This is a genomic window from Paraglaciecola mesophila KMM 241, assembly GCF_000315015.1.
Classification (GTDB): domain Bacteria; phylum Pseudomonadota; class Gammaproteobacteria; order Enterobacterales; family Alteromonadaceae; genus Paraglaciecola; species Paraglaciecola mesophila.
In genome coordinates, this window is sequence record NZ_BAEP01000008.1 from 1 (window position 1) to 19997 (window position 19997).

Genomic DNA, 19997 nt, shown 5'->3' on the forward strand with positions numbered 1-19997 from the left:
TGCCTCCCTTTTACGATCTTTTAAGCGCCTTTGTGAGGCAGTATGACCGGTGCTTATTGAACTTCTTCGGTGTCACCAAATTCGCCCGCGAAAAGTGGGCTACTTAAGTAACGCTCAGCGGCGCTTGCGAGTAATACAACGATAACTTTGTCGGCGTTTTCTGGTTTTTCTGCCCAGCGTTTGGCAGCCGCGACTGCGGCGCCTGAGGAAATCCCCACTAAAATACCTTCCTCTTTCATCAACCGATGCGCCATCTGCATACTTTCTTCGTTGGTTACCTGCTCAACGGCGTCGATAATATCCAAGTCAAGGTTACCAGGGATAAAGCCCGCGCCAATGCCTTGAATTTTATGTGGGCCAGGAGTTAATGGCTCACCGGCTTTCGCTTGGCTGATAACAGGGGAATCAGTTGGCTCAACTGCTACAGAGATAATGTCCTTACCTTGGGTATTCTTAAGGTAACGGCTGACACCAGTAATAGTACCACCTGTGCCAACACCGGCTACGAAAATGTCGACTTTTCCGTCAGTGTCATTCCAAATCTCTGGGCCTGTGGTTTTCTCATGAATTTCAGGGTTTGCTGGGTTTTCAAACTGTTGCAAAGGGACATATTTGCCCGGCGCTGACGCAATAAGCTCTTCAGTGGCAGCAATTGCGCCTTTCATGCCTTTAGCTGCTTCAGTTAATACGAGATTGGCACCCAGTGCTTTTAGCAACTTACGACGCTCAAGGCTCATAGAGCTTGGCATCGTTAAGGTAATTTTGTAGCCACGAGCAGCCGCTACAAATGCCAATGCGATCCCAGTATTACCACTGGTTGCTTCAATCAATTCTTTATCTTTGGTTAATATTCCGCGTTTTTCAGCGTCCCAAATCATGTTGGCGCCAATGCGACATTTTACACTGAAGCTCGGATTGCGGGATTCGATTTTTGCATAGACGTTACCACCAGTAACACGGTTTAATTTAACCAGCGGGGTTTTACCGATAGCGAGGGAATTGTCGTCATAAACTTGCATAAATTTTCCTTTCTGGGGTCTGGGTAGTGCCTAATTTGTTACGTCTTTCGTTAAGCTGACGTAAGTTTATACTTATTAGTCAATGGCACTTTCTGTCTAAGAATTTTAATCTGTGTCACGCCTTAGGTTTTTCTGACACCTAAGGTCAGGTTACTTAGATTAAGGCGAAGTGACCAAATTCAAAGTGCTTTTTAGCTATATCTTATGGAAATAGTTAACTCTAAGCATTATTCATTGGTAATTGACCTGCGCTCACGGTTAACTATTGCATAAATAAAGTTGCGTAAGTAATGACACTCGTCTTTGTAGGCAGTTCAAATCGGGCGCAGTTCCCCTAATAAATAATGTATCTATGGCTTTACTGCTTCTACAAGCAGTGGTCGATTAACCCAACGAATAAACCGAGGTATTGATGTCTTTTAATGGAACGAGTAACTATATTGCTAGCGATGAACTAAGGCTGGCGGTGAATGCGGCGATCACATTAGAGCGCCCATTATTGATTAAGGGGGAGCCAGGAACAGGCAAAACCATGCTAGCAGAGGAGCTCGCAGCAAGTTTAGGCACTGAGTTGATTCAATGGCATATTAAGTCGACCACTAAAGCACAACAGGGTTTATACGAATATGATGCCGTGTCTCGATTACGTGATTCTCAACTAGGTGATGACAAAGTACACGATATTAAAAATTACATCGTCAAAGGCAAGTTGTGGCACGCCTTTGAAAATAACAACCGCCCAGTATTACTCATTGATGAGATTGATAAAGCGGATATCGAGTTTCCGAACGATTTACTGCAAGAACTGGATAAGATGGAGTTCTTTGTTTACGAGACTCGCGAGACCATAAAAGCGGTGCAACGTCCGATCGTGATCATTACTTCTAATAATGAAAAAGAACTGCCAGATGCATTTTTGCGTCGTTGTTTCTTTCATTACATTCAGTTTCCTGATCAAGATGAAATGCGACGCATTGTGGATGTTCACTTCCCGGACATTAAAAAAGATCTGCTGAGCCAAGCGCTAGAGTCGTTTTTTAACTTACGTGATATTCCAGGTTTAAAGAAAAAGCCATCTACCTCTGAGCTAATCGACTGGTTGAAACTACTCGTGGCAGAAGATATCTCTCCTGAGGCGTTAAAAGATAAAGACAGCAAAAAGTCGATCCCTCCTCTGTACGGTGCATTGCTTAAAAACGAGCAAGATATTCATCTTTTTGAAAAACTGGTATTTATGGCGCGTCGCTAATGTTGGTTGATTTCTTTTTTAAGCTAAGAGAGTACAAGCTCAAAACCAGCTTAAGTGAGCTAATGGACTTACTGCGCGCTTTACAAGCTGGCGTGGTATTTGCGGATATTGAAGCATTTTATTATTTGGCCCGCTTGTGTTTAGTCAAAGATGAAAGCCAATATGACAAATTCGATAAAGCCTTCGCGGATTACTTCGAAGGTGTGCAGCAAATCGACTTATTCGGCAAAGACATTCCAGAAGAATGGTTACGTAAAGAAATTGAGCGTCATTTTAGTGAAGAAGAAAAGGCTAAAATCAAAGCCCTTGGTGGCTTAGATGAGTTGATGAAAACCCTAAAAGAACGCCTTGCTGAACAAGAGAAACGCCATCAAGGCGGCAATAAATGGATTGGCACTGGTGGCACATCACCTTTTGGAGCGAATGGCTACAATCCTGAAGGTGTGCGGATAGGACAAGACAAAAATCGTAACTTTTCGGCAGCCAAGGTTTGGGATAAGCGCGAGTTTAAAGACTTAGCAGGCAATGTTGAGCTGGGCACTCGGAACATAAAAGTTGCCTTGCGTAAACTGCGTAAATTCGCCAGAAGTGGCACCAGCGAAGAGCTAGATATGCCTCACACCATAGAGGGCACAGCTAAAAACGCAGGCTTGCTTGATATTCAGATGATGCCTATTCGGCGTAATGCCATTAAAGTGTTGATGTTTTTTGATGTAGGGGGCTCAATGGACGCCCACATTAAAGAGTGTGAAGAGTTATTCTCGGCGGCGCACACAGAATTTAAGCATTTAGAGTATTTCTATTTTCATAACTGCGTGTACGAGGGCGTGTGGAAAGACAACAAACGCCGGGGCAAGGAAACCATGTCGGTGTTTGATGTTATTCACAAATATGGCGCTGACTACAAAGTGATTTTCGTCGGTGATGCCACCATGGGCCCTTACGAAATTACCTATCCTGGTGGCAGTGTTGAGCACTGGAACGAAGAGCCTGGTGCCCTTTGGATGCAACGCATTTTGGAGCATTTCAAACATGGTATTTGGTTAAATCCGCAGCCTCAACAATATTGGAATTACTATGCCTCTATCGGTATCATGCAAGACATTATGGAACAGCGCATGTATCCCTTGACGATCGACGGCTTAGGGGAGGCAATAAAAGCGCTACACAAAAAATAAAAAAGGTGGGCGCGTGAGCGAACCAATACAATCAGCTACAGAAGACGCGCCCGTAAATCCCGCTCATTTAAGCCAAAAAGAAACACGCAATATGGTTACGCCCTATGCGTTTCATGTTTCTAAGTCCCTTTTCGGAACGCCTTTGGCTCGTCCCATCAAACGCGCGTTTGCACTGCTGATAGATGCCGCACTTATTGGTTTACTAAGTCAGGCAAGTAACATTTTGCTGGCACTTATTGCAGCCATCACTTTTTTCAGGGCCGGTAACCGTTTAAAAAAGAAAAAGCGGTTTAACGTTGCGCGAATTTCCCTGCGATTTGTTACGGCCATTTTAGTTTTTTTAATTGCTGCACAAAGTATTGAGTTCGTGCAAGAGGTAATAGAAACCCCAGACGAAAATCAAAAAGTACGCTCAGAATTAGTCGAAGACGATGTACTCGGCGATTTAGAGTTGGATAAGGTCGAAGATTTAGCTTTGATAGGGTTAACCGCGAAATATCTATTTGAAACGAAAAGCGTGGCTAAAGACATCGAATACGGCAAGTGCATTGAGCCGTTAGTTTGCTGGACGACGCTAGGTGAAAAACTCGCGACGGATTTAGCCACTATGCCCATAGATAAAAAGGTTGCTGAAGAGCTGTTTAGTGGGTATCGCGATGCAGTCAGTGACGATTTATCTCCTCAGCAAAAAAGCCAGCTAGAGGTTGCCATGACACAAACGTATGAGCGCATGTATAGCGAGAACCACCTTTCGCAAAGCGATACAAAACAAAGTGAAATTGAACAAAGTGAGGTAGACAATATTGACTTTGAAAACGCTTTTAAAACACGTACTGAAGGTAAGGCTCTCCCTGACAACCTTGATACTAACGATGAAAGTGAAAATGCTGGCCAAAGCGCTGAACAAAAAGAAAATGCCCAATCCTTTTTTGACACCTTGAGCGAAATTGAAGGGCCACGTGCGAAAGGCTCGTCGCCACCGAGTATTCTGGCTTGGGTGCAAGGAATAGCTGCCGATCTTGGCCTGGGATTTGGCTGGGCAGCTTTCTATTTTAGTATTTTCACCGCTTGGTGGCACGGACAAACGCCGGGTAAACGTGTGCTGGGTATTCAGGTCATTAAGCTGGATGGTAGTAGTTTGAATTTATGGGAAAGCTTTGGCCGCTATGGTGGTTATGGCGCAGGGATAGCGACAGGACTATTAGGATTTTTACAAATTTACTGGGATCCTAACCGCCAAGCAATCCAAGACAAAATTTCTGAAACGTTAGTGATCGACTTACGTAACGAGCGAGTGGAGTTTGTGCATCCTCATACCGTACCCGAGCAATCAGCGGTTAAATCAACATCAAATGAATCAACAGACAACGAGTAGTTAAGTGGCAAATAGATTAAACCAATTGTTAAAGCAGTGGCAGGGCAGTAAAAATTCACAAAAGTGGGTGTTAGCCACCATCATAGAAACTGACGGCTCTTCCTATCGAAAAGCCGGTGCAATGATGATGATCAACGATTTAGGGCAATATTTTGGGTTACTCAGTGGCGGCTGTTTAGAGTCCGATATTATGTTACAAGCGCGTCGATGTTGGGATTCACGGCGCAACCGTATCGTCGAATATGATATGCGTGAAGAAGAAGACTTGGCGTGGAAACTGGGTATTGGCTGTGGTGGTATGGTGCGCATATTATTGCAACCAGTGGATGAGGCGAATCAGTATTTGCAGCTTGATTCGTTGTACGCGCTATTAGAAAACAACCAAACCGCAGAATATTGCCAAGTCATTAACGAGCAAGCCCCGCTTAATACGTTAAAGAAACTAACGTCAAAGCAAGTAAATCCGGAGCAATTAACTCCGGAGCAAGCAACGTCAAGTCAATTAGCTTTGAAAGAGGCGGACATCGACGGTGACAATGAAACACAGCAGGTGGTTTTCAAGCAATACCTAAAACCCGCGCCACATCTAGCCGTGTTTGGTGGCGGTGTAGACGCTCGCCCAGTGGTGTCTATAGCGACGCAACTTGGGTGGCAAGTGACCTTGGTCGACCCACGCACCAGTTACGCAAGAAATGGTCATTTTGATAACAGTGTTAACGTGGTACGTGACGCCATTGAGTCGCTGGAGCAAAGTCGATGGTTACAGCAAATTGATATGGTCATCATCATGACTCACAATATTACATTAGATGCCAAATCGTTGGCACTAGCGCAGAAAAGTAGCGCAAAGTATGTAGGTATGCTTGGCCCAATTCACCGTACTGATCGGGTGCTTGATTTGATCCCCACCACCCGTGAAAAGCTTGTTAAACCCTTAGCTAATCCGGTTGGATTACGCTTAGGTGGAGAGCTACCTGAATCAATTGCTTTATCTATGCTATCTGAGGCCCATGCCTTTATTGAGCAGCAAAATGGGTTATCTATCAGCGGCATTCTCCCCCAATGAATGAAGCCCATGGTAAACCTCCTTCAATAGCGGCGCTAATGTTGGCAGCAGGCCAAAGTAAGCGCTTTAATGGCACTAAGCAATTGGCTGATGTGAATGGCAAGCCCATGTTGCTTCACACCCTTGATAATCTGACATCAAATGGGTCTTTGCTTGAAAAGCTGACCGAATTGAATGTCATTTTAGGCGCTAACGCCGCGGAGCTCCTTTCTGTGGTACCTGCTTATGCAACATCCCATATATTTGAGCATTGGCAGAAAGGAATGGGGGCAACGCTGGCGTTTGGCGTGAAAAAAGTAAACAGCGAGTCATCCCATTTATTGGTGACTTTAGCTGATCAGGTCGCTTTAACACGTGAGCATATAGCCACAATGCTGCATCATTGTATTGCTTCGCCCGATAAGATCATCGCCGCTAGATACAAAGGTGTACTGGGTGCGCCGGTTGTTTTCCCTCGTCGTTACTTCGTGCAACTAATAGCATTAAACGCCGACGTTGGGGCACGTAAAATACTGCAGCAACACCAAGAAGATGTGTTGGCGATAGACATTACTCATGCACAGTATGATATAGATACACAAATTGACCTTGCTCGCTGGCAACAAACGCCAGCGGACGACAGCACTCGTTAGCAAAAGATAATCACCTAAATGGAGCATTAAATGATTCGTTTTAACCTAAACACTAAACCAGTAGAAATCGACGCCGACCCAAATATGCCCTTATTATGGGCCTTGCGTGATGTGCTGGGCATGACGGGCACGAAGTTTGGCTGTGGCATGGCCCAGTGCGGTGCATGTACGGTACATCTTGATGGTCAACCTATACGGTCATGCGTCATGCCATTATCTGCTATTGCTGATAAAGACATTAGCACAATTGAAGGCTTGTCAGCGACCGGCGAACACCCTGTTCAACAAGCGTGGCTTGAGCACAATGTACCTCAATGTGGGTATTGTCAGTCTGGGCAAATCATGAGTGCTGTGGCGTTGTTAGAGGAACACCCAAATCCAGATGATGAAACAATAGATTCCTACATGCAGGGCAATATTTGTCGCTGTGGTACGTACCCACGCATCAAAGCGGCCATTAAAACCGCTGCTAAAAATAAGCAAACTGCTTTCGATTACACTTTAGCTAAAGAAGTTGGAGGTCAGGCATGAGCGCTCGTAATGACATAAAATCAGTCAGTCGCCGAGACTTCCTCCGCTATACCAGTGTTGCTGGTGGCGCTCTGGTACTGGGCACGTTGCTGCCTAGCATAACGCCAGCTTGGGCTTCATCAACTGTTGACGATGCTGCAAATACGTTGAACTTGTTTGTCAGCATTGATAATGACGGCACCGTCAACATCGTTTGTCATCGTAGTGAAATGGGACAAGGTGTGCGCACGGGTATTCCACAGATAGTCGCTGATGAGTTATGTGCTGATTGGTCAAAAGTGAATGTGGTGCAAGGACTCGGTGACGAAGCATATGGCAGCCAAAATACCGATGGCTCTCGCTCAATTCGCCGTTTTTATACCACGATGCGCGAAATGGGTGCGACCGCTAGAACCATGCTTGAAAATGCCGCCGCGCAGACATGGGGCGTGCCTGTCAGTGACGTTTTCGCTGAAAACGGTGCGGTAGTGCATAAAAGTTCAGGTAAGTCGTTGAGCTTTGGTGAACTAGCACAGGTGGCAAGCCAGCAAAACGTTCCAGAGGTAAAAGATTTAACGTTTAAGTCGCCAAAAGACTTCAAATTCATTGGCAAGCCAGTGACATCGGTGGACTTACCTAAAGTGCTGACCGGAGACACGGTTTTCGGCCAAGATGTGCAATTAGACGACATGCTTTACGCGAGCATTGAGCGTTGCCCAGTTGTCGGTGGCACGGTAAAAGCCTTCGATAAAGAAGCGTCGCGTGGCGTGGCAAATGTGGTTGACGTGATTGAAATGCCCGAACAAAGTTTTCCGGTATTGTTTAAGAATTTGAATGGCGTTGCGGTATTGGCTAGTAATACTTGGTCGGCACTACAAGGTCGCAAGGCGTTAAATGTCACCTGGGATTTAGGCGATAACCAAAGTCACGATTCAGATGCTTATTTAGCTGAACTTGAGAAGCGCATAGTCACCAAGGGCAAGTCAATTCGCAGTGTGGGTGATGCGTATAAAGCATTTGATACGGCAGATACGAAACTTGATGCAACCTACACAGTGCCTTATTTGGTGCATGCCCCCATGGAGCCACCTGCGGCCACCGCAGTGTTTAAAGATGGCCACTGTGAAGTGTGGGCATGTACCCAAACGCCGCAATCAACTCAACAGAATGTTGCCGGTGCCCTAGGGATTGATAAGAGCAAGGTAAAAGTGAACGTTACTTTGTTGGGCGGAGGCTTTGGACGTAAATCTAAACCTGACTTTTCAGTAGAAGCGGCGGTATTGGCGCAAAAAACCGGTAAGCCGGTAAAAGTGGTGTGGAGCCGTGAAGATGATATTCGCCATGGCTATTATCATGCGATCAGCGCCCAACATTTCCAAGCTGGACTAGATGAGGCCGGTAAAGTCACAAGTTGGGTTCAACGCACTGCGTTTCCAAGTATTAGTTGGACATTCACCGGCACCACTGACGAGCCGCAAACGGGGGAATTGTCCCTTGGTTTTGGTGATCTTCCTTTTGCTATCGAAAACTTGTCTTGTGAAACTCATAAAGCGCCGGCCCATGTGCGTATTGGTTGGATACGTTCAGTTAGCAATATTCAGCACGGCTTTGCGATTGGTTCGTTTGTGGACGAATTAGCGGCAAAATCTTCGGTTAGCCCACACCAAATGTGGCTAAATCTTATAGGGGATGACCGAATAGTTGACCCGAAGACCCAAGGGTTTAAATATGAGAACTATGGTGAGTCTTACGATAATTTTCCTATCGAAACGAAGCGCTTGAAGAATGTGTTAAACGAACTGATGGCGAAATCGGGTGCGAATAGCCCTACAGCCGATAATGAAGGCTGGGGGATAAGTGTGCATCGTAGCTTCGTGTCTTATGTGGCGGTGGCGACTAAAGTGCAAGTAGCAAACGACAAAGTTTCTGTGCTTGAAATGCATTCTGTGATTGACGCGGGTAGGGTGATTAACCCTGACCGAGTAAAATCACAGCAAGAAGGGGCAATGATATTTGGTTTATCAATTGCCTTAATGGGGGAAGTTACGATCAAAGAAGGAGCAGTTGAGCAGTCTAATTACCATGATTATACTGTACTTCGTATGCACCAGAGCCCGAAAATTGTGACCCACATTATTCAGTCAGACGCTGCGCCGGGTGGCGTGGGTGAGCCTGGTGTGCCGCCTGTAGCCGCGTCGGTAACCAATGCGATTTATCAGGCCTCTGGTAAGCGTATTCGCGCTTTACCCGTAAACAAAGTGTACTCGGTATAACGTTAAATAGGCGTTAGATGTATAAGGTCATAGCAACATCTTTCGTTGCTATGGCCTGATAGTAATGTCCTTGAATGGCTGATAGGTTCTGCGGGTTTTGCACTGTAAATGCTGACAGAGTGCTATCAAGTCGTCTGCGCATTTTAATCAAATCAAATTCTAACAATACATCACCCGCCTTATATTGTTGCCCTACCTTAGCGATACGTTTAAAGCCTTCACCCATCATGGTGTGGCTGTTCATACCTAATTGAATATAAAACCGCAGGCCATTCTTAGCGACTAAGGTTATGCAATGAGCGGTTTCAGGCAAAGCGGTCACAATACCTGCGTAAGGGGCGAAGAGTTGATAACCAGAAGGCTCAATCGCCACTCCGTCACCGTACATGCCTTGACTAAAAAGCGCGTTGGGGATATTCACAATTGGCGATATCCTACCTGACAAAGGGGACTGTACCGGCAATGCCTTTTTAAAAGTCTTAGGGGGCGATGGTGCAACGATAGATTTAAACAAGGCCTTACTCTGTGACTTTGTAGCCATCGGTGCGCAAAGCATCAACGGCGGCTTTTAAATCACTGTGTTTTATCAAAAAGTAATCGGTGTCAAAGGTGGATACGACAAAAATGCTCACATTCACTTTGGCGAATACCGAGCCTAACTGCGCCATGATCCCCACCATGGACAAACTTAGCGGGCCTAGCACCTCTAACGCTCGCCAATTAGCGTCACTGGCTTCACTTTGCACTTTTACATCATCTGGCACCACTACGCTTAACTCATCTTCGGTTTTACTGATAAAGAATATTGGGGATTGGAGAACGTCATCAGGAATGGGGGAGTCGTGATCTAAGCTGTGGATACAAAAAGTTGCTGAATGAAGGGCTAACGTCTGTTTAGGCATGAAGAGTCCGTTTTCAACTAATAATTGCGTCTATTTTGCGGCCTTTGGCGAACAACGCAAGTACTTCTGCTTGATTATTCATGCATTGGATATTGTCAACACCATGAACGTCAGCGACAGGTAGGGTCTGGTTGGACCAGGGCTATATATTCGGCACAGATCGTTCGTTTGCTGATCGTACGGCAAAACGGTCGATCATTTTATTTGTTGCTTATTCACAAATTTGTGGTCTGTTATTCACATTAACTGTGAATTATACCGGTGTTATCCACTGAATCTGTGGATAACCTTGTTGAGTTCTTTGATATTGTGCCTTAATCGCTTGATATGACTAACAATTTTTAAGTTGGTTGTAAAACGCACAGTTTTAATTGGAAAGCATCTATGTTGATAACTTGCAATAGTTAAAACCACCTTTTTGGTTAGTTTTAATTGTTTAAATGTTAATCATTCTGGCTGCGATCGGATTCGATCGCGATTTTATCAGATGTTTAGCCCATCAATTTGATGCGTGAAAAATCCTGTTGTTTAATAAATTCACTGAAACTGTCCGCCAGTGCCTCAGTTTGACGTAATACTTGTTGCCAGTATTCGATACGTTCTTGGGTAGGCATTTTAGTAAAATCTTCTCGGTCGGGGATCTTGCCAAATGGTAGAGAAGCGATAAATTCATCAGATGGCACTAACATCACCGTTTTATCATAATTAAGGGCGTTGACCCTGCGTTTAAGAGACTTGTCGAACCAGCCCGCTTTAGGCTGAGCATTAAAATGCGGATATAAGGTTAACTTAGGGGAATTTTTTAGTGAAATATCGAAATGGTAGTCGATGATACCACCATCTCTGTACATACCTTTTGGCGCACCGGGAATATTCCTAATACCTAACATCACCATTGGGATTGAGCCAGACGCTAATAATGATTCTTTTATATTGGCTTGAGTTAAGGGCACTTTATGAGTCAGAAAACCACTTTCGTCTTCAATACTCAGTGTACTGTTAGCATTTTGGAAAACAAAACGTTCATACTGTTTGGTCAGTAAACGTCGATTCATTCTATTTAAAGCATAACTTTTAACCAGGCCAGCAATTTGTAGCGGCTTACGCTCAGAAGCAACCAGTCCATTTGATTTAGCTACCAAGAAATGTGCTTTGAATATGGGGTTATCAATGATTTCTTGAGCACCGTGCTCATCAAAAACTCTATCAAGCAGCGCGCGAGCACTGTTACTAATAGCTAGTGGGGTCACATCATCTTCATAGGACGTTTCAGAATAATATTTCGCTAAACGAGTAATAGCGCTAACGGGATCATTTTGTGCAAAGCAAGCTGCACGAAAAGCACCTGCCGATGAACCGATGAGGTTCAAAGGGTCAGTTCGATTAGCAAAGAACTCACCGAATAAGTACTTATCTAAGCCAAATAAACTAAACCACTTAGGACCGCCGCTAGCGCCTAGAAAAGAACTGAAAATACTTTGTTGAAATCCTTCTTTTTCGATCAGCGTTAGGGCTGACTTTCCTGCGTAAATATCTAACATAATCAAAGCTAAAACGTAATTAAAAATATGTAGTTAGCTTACCCAAACTGAGATGATATTGCTGAATAAAGTTGTAATAAGTCTATTAAATTTTTAGCTGGTTATCGCCTTAGACAAGTGGGATTTTCGACTTACTGGTGTAACATTTTAATTTACTAGGCATTCGGAATTGATGAAAAGCATAGGTGGATAGCACCGCTATTATCTTATTTGTCTATAAATTCAGCATCTGATCACTTGCGATGAAAAACCGCTTGCAGTCAGTCAATAGCATCGTTATTATACGCGCCGCTTCGAGGGATTCCTCAGGCAATATCTACACAGTGCGTCCGTAGCTCAGTTGGTTAGAGCACTACCTTGACATGGTAGGGGTCGGATGTTCGAGTCATCTCGGACGCACCACTTCTTTACATTCCCCTTTTTTGTATATTTTACAATAGCGTTACTTTATTTCCGATTGGTATTCTGTGATTGAATTTCCTGTTTGAATTGATCCGCTTTGTTAGTCATTAAATCCACACTTTTAATTCGTACTCTAATTAATCTCCCTCCCAAGTATTAACATTGTCAATATTGTTACAAGTGGCGCAATAAAATTTTATCAGCTGATAACAAATCTCACATTCTCATAAAATACAATCTGGATTTTATTGTATAACATGTTGAATTTAATGGTTTAATGTTATTTTTTTTGCTTTTTTTTATCTGTTCTGTGTGAATAAAAGAGTTTGGTATGTTAGCCTAAGCACTGTATTTAAGCTGATGTCAAATGTGATTTTTAAAATTTCACCTGTGATTCTGTGTCTAAATTTTAATTAATAGATCTAACTCAATGCATTTTAGTTGGTTGATATAAGTATAAAAGCATGTGGTGTATATCTTGCTCGCTCAGTACAAGGGGCACAGCTTTTAGTTGAAAAATTCTTAAAAGCCCAGTGCTTTGAGCCTAGTACTTGTAGCCCTCTAGAGAAGGAGCGTTACTTAGGAAAATAGCATTAAAGGATTTAGCATTCAGAACACAATACTAAGGGCCATATCGTTAACCCGGCCAATAACAATAAAAGTGCAAGACTAGTAATAGGAAGGAAAATGTCACTTATGTGGCACAAACCTAATAATAAGAAATGACAAGAGCAAAGAAACCGTGTTTTTAGTGATGAGTAAGACCAATTTTCTGGGGCCGCTTTTGCGTTACGCATAGTAGGGGCTAGGGCTGGTTATTACTAGGCCGTAGAGGGTGTTCAGCGCTTAAATGTTGTCGACAATAAAGTTAGTAATGAGGAACCAATATTTATTTTATAGTGAAAGGACATAATATGAAACTCACACAGTGTATCGGACCAGCCCTTCTATCAGGTGCATTAGCGAGCTCTTTCAGCACATCGGCTGTAGAAGTTAGCGAACAAGAACTGGCGACACTAAAAGCACAAATTTCAGCGTTGCAGGCTCGCTTAGAACAGCTGGAAAACCAAACTAATCCCACTAATATTGCGGCAAATTCGCCTCTATCATCCAACGCAGAATCTTCTGAATCAGTTGATTTAACTCTACAAGATAAGAAAGTCGAAACAAACACTGTTGAAACCGAACGTGCAGAGCCTGAATCGACCGATGGGGTCACGTTTGGCGGTGCCATTCGAACGAATTACAGTTATACCTCTTATGATGACGGTAATAAGAACCGAGGTGGTGACTTCGATTTTGATATCTTCCGCATCAACATGAGTGGCGAAGTAGGGGGGGTCACATTAAATAGTGAAATTCGCTTCTTTGATTACATGACGGCTGTTAAATATGCTTACGCAGGTTATCAATTCAGCGAGAACTGGCAAGTACAGGCCGGTATCACTCAAGTGCCGTTTGGTAACCAAGCATACAACTCACAAAATTATTTTTTCAGTACCAACTATTACTTGGGTTTAGAGGATGATTTTGATTTGGGTGTGGTCTTTAAACGCAGCGTAGCCGACAACTGGCAGCTAGATGTAGGTTTCTTTAAAAATGATGAACTCGGCGGCGTCGATGGCTACGTAGACAATCGCTCAGACCGCTATTCATATGATATTGTTGGTATTCGAGCGCAAGGTGATGGTATTTACGATGAACCCACCGAAGGGTTAGGGGAATACAATACCTTAGCTGGCCGCTTCGCTTATCATTTTACCTCGGGTGAGGTGAAGACGGAGGTCGGGGTATCTGCGTTACAAGGCGGTATTCATAACGGTGAGAAGCGCGCTGGGGATTATCAAGCGTGGGCGTTTCATACCAGCAGTCAATACAGAAATTGGCATCTACAATTTCAACACAGTCAATATGACTATGATATTGGAGAGGCTGACCGCTTAGCCGTTGGGGCATATTCGTTTTATGATTCAATTGCTGCTGATGCTAAATCAACCACACTCAACATTGCCTATGATATGGCTGTTGATTTCGGCCCTGTAACTGACTTGCAGTTCTACAACAATTTTGGATTGGTATATGACAAGTCTGACAACAGCGAAGATACCATGATGAATGTGTTGGGCATGTCGGTGGCAGCAGGTGGGTTATTCACCTATTTCGATTTGGTGCACGCAAAGAATCAACCTTTTGTGGGGGGCAGTGCTGCGGGTGATACCGATGAAACGGAGCAACGTTTTAATATTAATATTGGCTACTACTTCTAATCGATAATTTCGCGATGGTATTTGTGTTCATTTTTATAAATACGATTACAAACACACTCAATTTGAAGCACATTAATAAGTTACACATACTCAAAAAATTTTGAAACACAGGTTAATAAAAAGGACATTTCGATGAAAGAGAATAAAGATCCGATGATACCGGACGGGGAGGTCAACCCCATTGATACTGACTATCAAGTGGGACAAGACAATATCGTGGTCAGTGTTGGTCCGTTTGGATTAGACATACACAACCGCGTATTTGCGGTGTCAGGGGTAATGATTATTGCATTCGTGGCACTGACATTATTATTCCAAGCGGAAGCTGAACCCTTTTTCGGTGACATTCGAAATTGGCTAACGGGTAATTTGGATGGCTTTTTTATGGGAGCGGCGAATATATTCGTCATACTATGTTTGGTATTGGTTATTTCCCCCTTAGGTCGCGTGCGTTTAGGCGGCACCGAAGCGAAACCTGATTACAGTTATTTAGGTTGGTTTTCTATGCTGTTTGCTGCAGGCATGGGCATAGGCTTGATGTACTATGGCGTTAGTGAACCATTGGGGCATTTCGGTACTGCTTTTGCTGGACCGACACTCGAGAACGGCGTTCGCACCGATTACGCTCCCCTAGCAGGCGCAGCCGGCGACGCGGTTGCAGCACAAAAACTGGCGATGGCCGCCACCATTTATCACTGGGCACTTCACCCATGGGCAATTTACGCCATTATGGCCTTAGGCTTGGCATTATTCTCTTTCAACAAGGGATTGCCACTGACTATTCGCTCGGTTTTCTATCCTATTTTAGGTGAGAGAGTATGGGGATGGCCTGGTCATATCATTGATATTTTGGCGATCTTGGCAACCTTATTTGGTTTAGCGACATCATTGGGGCTAGGGGCATCTCAAGCCGCATCAGGCTTACATTCAGTATTCGGATTACCGTTAGGTGAGACAACTGAGATATTGTTAGTGCTAGGCATAACAGCGTTGGCGCTGTTTTCAGTGGTAGCCGGCCTTGATGCTGGCGTTAAAAAGCTGTCTGAAATTAATATGGTTTTAGCGGTATTATTGGTGGCCTTTGTACTTGTTGTCGGGCCGACAATAGCGATCCTGACAGGATTTTTTGACAACATGGTATCTTATATTCGTTACTTACCCGAGTTAGCGAATCCGGTCGGGCGTGAGGATACCGGCTTCGCAACTGGATGGACTGCTTTCTACTGGGCGTGGTGGATTTCCTGGAGTCCTTTTGTGGGGATGTTTATCGCTCGGGTTTCTCGTGGCCGTACGGTTCGTGAATTCATTATTTCAGTACTGCTTGTGCCATCAGTTGCTTGTGTATTTTGGATGACAGTGTTCGGTGGAACCGCTATTCAACAAGTTGTCGTTGATGGTTACCAAGCAGCGGTAAATGCTGACTTACCATTACAACTGTTTGCTGTACTTGAGGGGCTTCCTTTAGCGAATATCACTTCGTTTGTGGCCATTGTGTTAGTTATAGTGTTCTTTGTGACGTCATCTGACTCAGGCTCTTTGGTGATTGATGTTATCTCGGCTGGCGGTAAGGTAGAAGCGCCGACACCTCAGCGCGTATTTTGGTGTGTATTTGAAGGTTTAGTCGCCGTTTCTCTGATACTAGGCGGCGGGCTCATTGCACTTCAAGCCATGGCTGTGTCCACTGGATTCCCGTTTACCATAGTGTTGTTAATTGCGGCATTCTCTATGGTCAAAGGCTTGATGTCTGAACCAAGATAAGTCACTTATCTGATTATACAAATCCAGCTATCAGGCTGGATTTGTTGTTTTTACGCGATACAACTAACCGGTATAATCTACCTCAATAAGTTGTTATTCATTGCCTATTTCCAACAGGAATTGCTGCTCTATGGCCACTGAACAAGTTGAAGTTACCGATTTCTTACAACGACATAAACCGTTTTCAGACTTAGCGGCGTCTGAGTTATCTCATGTGGCGTCGCGGGTAGAAATAGCCTATTACAAGGCAGGCTCACCCATTCTTACATTCGGTCAAGACAACACGCATTGGTTTGTGATCAGAAGCGGTGCTGTTGAAGTGTTTCGTCGAGACGGCGAGTTATACAACCGTTTAGGTGAAGGAAACTTTTTTGGCGAATTAGCCTTAATGCGCAACCGCCCAGTGCGTTTTCCCGTGGTTGCCCTTGAAGATACCTTGGTTTACCTCATCGACGCTGATACTTTTAACAATTTATTCGACAACGATGAGCAGTTCGCTGATTTCGTAGAGGTAGAAGATCGCAGCCGATTACGTGAATCCAGCCCAGATAAAAAAGACAATAATGCGTTGTTAACGGTAAAGGTGGAAAAGCTTATTGAGCAATTGCCGCTGATCTTACCACCCCACACCAGTGTGCAAGATGCTGCTCTGCGAATGACCGAGGAGGGGGTCTCCTCTCTACTCATTTCAAATGAGCATGTAAGCGATGATGCAAGCTCAGATGACGAGCCGGTCATTGGCATCGTTACCGATGTGGATATTCGAAGCCGACTGGTGGCTCACGGACTCGATTTATCCACTCCGGTGACGGACATCATGACTACGCAACTCACGATAGTGCAAAGCAACCAATACGTGTTTGAAGCCATGATGTTAATGTTAAAACACAAGGTGACACACTTACCAGTGCTCAGAAAATCGAAACCCATTGGCTTGATAAGCCATCAAGACATACTGCGTTACGAATCACAAAACAGTTTGTTCGTGGTCAAAAGTATTTTTAATGCACAAAACGTTGATGAACTCGCAGCACTTAAGGATGAAGTGCAAACATGCTTTTCACGCATGGTAGACGAAGATGCAAACTCGCAAATGATCGGCAGTGCAATGGCGGTTATCGGCCGCAGTTTTAAACAACGACTATTGGAGTTGGCTGAGGAAGAGTTTGGCCCGCCGCCGATACCTTATTGTTTTCTCGCCCTTGGCTCAATGGCGCGTGATGAGCAACTCATAGTAACAGATCAAGACAATGCCTTGGTGCTCGATAACCGCTTTGAACCCAAACTGCACGACGGTTATTTTAATGACTTGGCCAACTTTGTTTGTGACGGTTTAGACCGCTGCGGTTATACCTATTGCAAAGGTGGGATTATGGCAACTAATAAAAAATGGCGTCAACCATTGAAAGTATGGGAGCAGTATTTCACTCAATGGATAGATAAGCCGACGCCTGAAACACTTTTACATAGCGCAATATTTTTCGATTTAGACGGAGTGTGGGGGAAAAAAGTGTGGGCCGACACGTTAAATAGACTGATTCGCAAGAAAGCCTTTAAAAATTCCCGTTTTCTGGCATGCATGGCGCGAAACGCATTGCTGCGCACGCCCCCTTTGGGGTTCTTTAAAGACTTTGTGATGGAAACGGATGGACGGCAAACCAATTCTATTAATATGAAGCGTAGGGGGACGGCCCCCATTGCCGATTTAATCCGGGTGCATGCTTTGTCGGTTGGGGCTGAGGGGCGTAATAGCTTTTCGCGGCTCAATGGTGTGATTGATGCCAAAATACTGCCCCCAGGCCGCGGAGTCGACTTACGCGACGCACTCGAGTTTATCGCTATGGTGCGCATTCGCCATCAAGCATTTGATTTGGAAATGAAACGTGTTCCTGATAATGACATTGAGCCAGAGTATTTGTCGGATTTTGAACGTAAAAACTTGCGAGACGCCTTTCAAATTCTCAGCGATGCACAAAAATACATGAAGTATCGATATCAACCTGGTCGTCACTTGTAATGCAAAAGGTCATCGGATGTTTTATTTAGATAAAAAAGCGCTGCAGGATACGCCAAATAATAAACCTGCTGGTAAAGGATTTAATTGGACGGGTGAGTTTGCAAAACGCCAAAAACAAGCAAAGTATCCTGCACTTAAACATTACTACGCCCAAGGGGTAATAAGTGCAGATACCCCTATCGCAGAGGCACCTCTAGTCGCACTAGATTTTGAAACCACAGGTTTAAATCCCAAAACGGATAGCATTGTCAGTATTGGTTTGGTGGCAATGACAGTGAAGCGTATTCGTTGCCAAGAGGCGCAGCACTGGATAATAAAACCGGATACTGAATTGAAAACCAAGTCGGTGGTGATCCACGGTATTACCCACTCTGATGTAGCGGATGCACCGTCATTCAACAGGGTTTTGGATGAGCTATTGCAGCACTTGCAGGGCAAAGTAGTGGTGGCTCATCACAAAGATATTGAAGTTCGTTTTTTAAATTCAGCGCTAAAGCATTATATCGGCGAGGAAATTGTTTTCCCGTGTATCGATACAATGGCCTTGGAAGCGCGCTTTTCCCGCACCATAAAGCGTACATTTCTGCGCAGTTTATTGGGGCAGAAAACGCCGTCCATTCGGCTCACCGATTGTCGCTCTCGCTATCGTTTGCCTTATTATCGACAACATAATGCGTTAACCGATGCATTGGCATGTGCAGAATTGCTGCAGGCCCAGATAGCGTCACATTACCCGGATGATAACGCGCCAATCTCAGCTATCTGGAGTTAAGGCTCGTTGGTGACATGTTACATTGCTTGAATAATGTCTGCCAAAATTGCACATGCGATTTGATTGCTTGTTGATATGCGTTAAAACCCTTGTCACCTTGAACGTCGATAAACCGGCGAAATGGCAAGGCTAAATTCGGTTCTGCACTCAACTTTTGATAGAGCGGTGAAAGCGCATAATGCACGCGGTTCAGTTCACTGCCGATAGGTTGAATTTTCTCGATAAAAAACAAGGTAAATACGTTTTTCAGGTACTTAATTTTCTGACTGGGTTGGCCATCCTCGCACTGCTCATGCAGATCCTGCTTTTGTAACCATAGTGTGGTTCTATTTAATTCTTCTCTTATCACCGATTGGGTTCGCCATGTTTTGGTCGGTAAGTGCGATTTTGAGAGTTGGGATAAATAGCTTTCTAGTTCTTGGCTATTTGAGGCTGTGCGTAGTTGGCTATTTGCGTCTAGCAAATACGATAAAGCACTTTTTGTTGTATGTAGCTCAGTTGAGCTTGCTGAGTCAAAAAAATCACTGTTGTTACTAAAAGCATTAATGGTTTCATCACTGGTTTGAATTAAATTCGCCCATGCTAATGGTAATGCCGCGAGTTTATGTTCCAGCCAGTCATCGAGTAATGCGCTGTACTCTGGCATCAGCACCTTACAGCGTGACAACGACTCAACCACTTCACGCTCATAAAGGTAGCGTACTGAAGGTGGTTGTGTACGCCCTAACGGGGTGTTTCGCTGGGCTATCAACAAATTTAGGTCACATTTCTTTAATGCAAAGAATTGCTTTACGTCCAACTGGGGTGGGGTGATTACATTTACTAATAATCGTTTGCTTGGGTAAACCAGTGAGACAGATGTCGTGGTTGGCATGGGGGCATTAAACGGAGTGTCTAATACATTAGCTATGCGCTCTTGGTATTGGTTTATCGTATGACTGATGTCGTTTCGCCCGCATCCTACCATAGCAATGATTAGGGCTAACGCTATAGTGAACCGCGTAAACATGAAATAAATAGCCTGACACCGACTCAT

General features: G+C 44.3%; 16 protein-coding genes and 1 tRNA gene. 12 read left to right on the forward strand and 5 right to left on the reverse strand.

The annotated features are described in order from the left end of the window. Positions 1-53 precede the first annotated feature (53 nt). A complete protein-coding gene (cysK, locus tag GMES_RS03010) occupies positions 54-1019 on the reverse strand; it encodes a cysteine synthase A (RefSeq protein ID WP_006991095.1) in 966 nt (321 codons plus the stop codon). A 412-nt stretch (positions 1020-1431) separates the two neighbouring features. Between cysK and GMES_RS03015 the strand changes: the two genes are divergently transcribed. From GMES_RS03015 to GMES_RS03045, 7 genes are read left to right on the forward strand one after another with little or no spacing between them, the layout of a single operon-like run. Beyond that, positions 1432-2268, forward strand: coding sequence for an AAA family ATPase (locus tag GMES_RS03015; RefSeq protein WP_006991096.1), 837 nt, complete (start codon positions 1432-1434; stop codon positions 2266-2268). After that, positions 2268-3446 carry a vWA domain-containing protein gene (locus tag GMES_RS03020; RefSeq protein WP_006991097.1) on the forward strand — a complete coding sequence of 393 codons (1179 nt, stop codon included), beginning with the start codon at positions 2268-2270 and terminating at the stop codon, positions 3444-3446. Before GMES_RS03015 ends, GMES_RS03020 begins: the two co-directional genes overlap by 1 nt. A gap of 13 nt (positions 3447-3459) precedes the next feature. Next, positions 3460-4821, forward strand: coding sequence for an RDD family protein (locus GMES_RS03025; RefSeq protein ID WP_006991098.1), 1362 nt, complete (start codon positions 3460-3462; stop codon positions 4819-4821). Positions 4822-4825: 4 nt separating this feature from the next. Then, on the forward strand, positions 4826-5887 hold the full coding sequence (locus tag GMES_RS03030; RefSeq protein ID WP_006991099.1) for an XdhC family protein: 1062 nt from the start codon (positions 4826-4828) through the stop codon (positions 5885-5887). Next, positions 5884-6519, forward strand: a complete 636-nt coding sequence (locus tag GMES_RS03035; RefSeq protein ID WP_006991100.1) for a nucleotidyltransferase family protein — start codon at positions 5884-5886, stop codon at positions 6517-6519. The genes GMES_RS03030 and GMES_RS03035 overlap by 4 nt, the downstream gene beginning before the upstream one ends. A gap of 30 nt (positions 6520-6549) precedes the next feature. Continuing rightward, on the forward strand, positions 6550-7050 hold the full coding sequence (locus GMES_RS03040; protein WP_006991101.1) for a (2Fe-2S)-binding protein: 501 nt from the start codon (positions 6550-6552) through the stop codon (positions 7048-7050). Continuing rightward, positions 7047-9302 carry a molybdopterin cofactor-binding domain-containing protein gene (locus GMES_RS03045; protein WP_006991102.1) on the forward strand — a complete coding sequence of 752 codons (2256 nt, stop codon included), beginning with the start codon at positions 7047-7049 and terminating at the stop codon, positions 9300-9302. The genes GMES_RS03040 and GMES_RS03045 overlap by 4 nt, the downstream gene beginning before the upstream one ends. 13 nt (positions 9303-9315) lie before the next feature. Here the strand turns inward: GMES_RS03045 and GMES_RS03050 are convergent, their stop codons facing one another. From GMES_RS03050 to GMES_RS03060, 3 genes are all read right to left on the reverse strand, one after another. After that, on the reverse strand, positions 9316-9858 hold the full coding sequence (locus GMES_RS03050) for a PTS sugar transporter subunit IIA (RefSeq protein WP_307522798.1): 543 nt from the start codon (positions 9856-9858) through the stop codon (positions 9316-9318). Next, positions 9821-10204 carry an ACT domain-containing protein gene (locus tag GMES_RS03055; RefSeq protein ID WP_006991104.1) on the reverse strand — a complete coding sequence of 128 codons (384 nt, stop codon included), beginning with the start codon at positions 10202-10204 and terminating at the stop codon, positions 9821-9823. Before GMES_RS03055 ends, GMES_RS03050 begins: the two co-directional genes overlap by 38 nt. A 491-nt stretch (positions 10205-10695) precedes the next feature. After that, positions 10696-11745 (reverse strand): patatin-like phospholipase family protein, encoded by a 1050-nt coding sequence (locus GMES_RS03060; protein WP_006991106.1) that lies wholly within the window; start codon positions 11743-11745, stop codon positions 10696-10698. 325 nt (positions 11746-12070) lie between these two features. On the opposite strand from GMES_RS03060, the gene GMES_RS03065 reads away from it, so the two are divergent. From GMES_RS03065 to GMES_RS03085, 5 genes are all read left to right on the forward strand, one after another. After that, a tRNA-Val gene (locus tag GMES_RS03065) sits at positions 12071-12147 on the forward strand. Positions 12148-13061: 914 nt separating this feature from the next. After that, positions 13062-14414 carry a porin gene (locus tag GMES_RS03070; RefSeq protein ID WP_006991108.1) on the forward strand — a complete coding sequence of 451 codons (1353 nt, stop codon included), beginning with the start codon at positions 13062-13064 and terminating at the stop codon, positions 14412-14414. Between the two features lie 132 nt (positions 14415-14546). After that, the gene (locus GMES_RS03075) at positions 14547-16172 is read left to right on the forward strand and encodes a BCCT family transporter (protein ID WP_006991109.1); all 1626 of its coding nucleotides are present in this window, start codon (positions 14547-14549) and stop codon (positions 16170-16172) included. A gap of 130 nt (positions 16173-16302) precedes the next feature. Beyond that, complete coding sequence (locus tag GMES_RS03080) at positions 16303-18189, forward strand: DUF294 nucleotidyltransferase-like domain-containing protein (protein WP_006991110.1); 1887 nt, start codon at positions 16303-16305, stop codon at positions 18187-18189. A 16-nt stretch (positions 18190-18205) separates the two neighbouring features. Further along, positions 18206-18961, forward strand: a complete 756-nt coding sequence (locus tag GMES_RS03085; RefSeq protein ID WP_006991111.1) for a 3'-5' exonuclease — start codon at positions 18206-18208, stop codon at positions 18959-18961. Here the strand turns inward: GMES_RS03085 and GMES_RS03090 are convergent. Further along, positions 18948-19970, reverse strand: coding sequence for a DUF3080 family protein (locus GMES_RS03090; protein ID WP_006991112.1), 1023 nt, complete (start codon positions 19968-19970; stop codon positions 18948-18950). The two genes, GMES_RS03085 and GMES_RS03090, sit on opposite strands and share 14 nt — an antisense overlap. Positions 19971-19997 lie beyond the last annotated feature (27 nt).

Excerpts from the sequence above, each read along its gene's own strand:
- cysK (WP_006991095.1), bottom strand. The coding sequence starts at position 1,019 with ATGCAAGTTTATGACGACAATTCCCTCGCTATCGGTAAAACCCCGCTG.
- GMES_RS03015 (WP_006991096.1), top strand. The coding sequence starts at position 1,432 with ATGTCTTTTAATGGAACGAGTAACTATATTGCTAGCGATGAACTAAGG.
- GMES_RS03020 (WP_006991097.1), top strand. The coding sequence starts at position 2,268 with ATGTTGGTTGATTTCTTTTTTAAGCTAAGAGAGTACAAGCTCAAAACC.
- GMES_RS03035 (WP_006991100.1), top strand. The coding sequence starts at position 5,884 with ATGAATGAAGCCCATGGTAAACCTCCTTCAATAGCGGCGCTAATGTTG.
- GMES_RS03040 (WP_006991101.1), top strand. The coding sequence starts at position 6,550 with ATGATTCGTTTTAACCTAAACACTAAACCAGTAGAAATCGACGCCGAC.
- GMES_RS03045 (WP_006991102.1), top strand. The coding sequence starts at position 7,047 with ATGAGCGCTCGTAATGACATAAAATCAGTCAGTCGCCGAGACTTCCTC.
- GMES_RS03050 (WP_307522798.1), bottom strand. The coding sequence starts at position 9,858 with ATGCTTTGCGCACCGATGGCTACAAAGTCACAGAGTAAGGCCTTGTTT.
- GMES_RS03055 (WP_006991104.1), bottom strand. The coding sequence starts at position 10,204 with ATGCCTAAACAGACGTTAGCCCTTCATTCAGCAACTTTTTGTATCCAC.
- GMES_RS03060 (WP_006991106.1), bottom strand. The coding sequence starts at position 11,745 with ATGTTAGATATTTACGCAGGAAAGTCAGCCCTAACGCTGATCGAAAAA.
- GMES_RS03070 (WP_006991108.1), top strand. The coding sequence starts at position 13,062 with ATGAAACTCACACAGTGTATCGGACCAGCCCTTCTATCAGGTGCATTA.
- GMES_RS03075 (WP_006991109.1), top strand. The coding sequence starts at position 14,547 with ATGAAAGAGAATAAAGATCCGATGATACCGGACGGGGAGGTCAACCCC.
- GMES_RS03080 (WP_006991110.1), top strand. The coding sequence starts at position 16,303 with ATGGCCACTGAACAAGTTGAAGTTACCGATTTCTTACAACGACATAAA.
- GMES_RS03085 (WP_006991111.1), top strand. The coding sequence starts at position 18,206 with ATGTTTTATTTAGATAAAAAAGCGCTGCAGGATACGCCAAATAATAAA.
- GMES_RS03090 (WP_006991112.1), bottom strand. The coding sequence starts at position 19,970 with ATGTTTACGCGGTTCACTATAGCGTTAGCCCTAATCATTGCTATGGTA.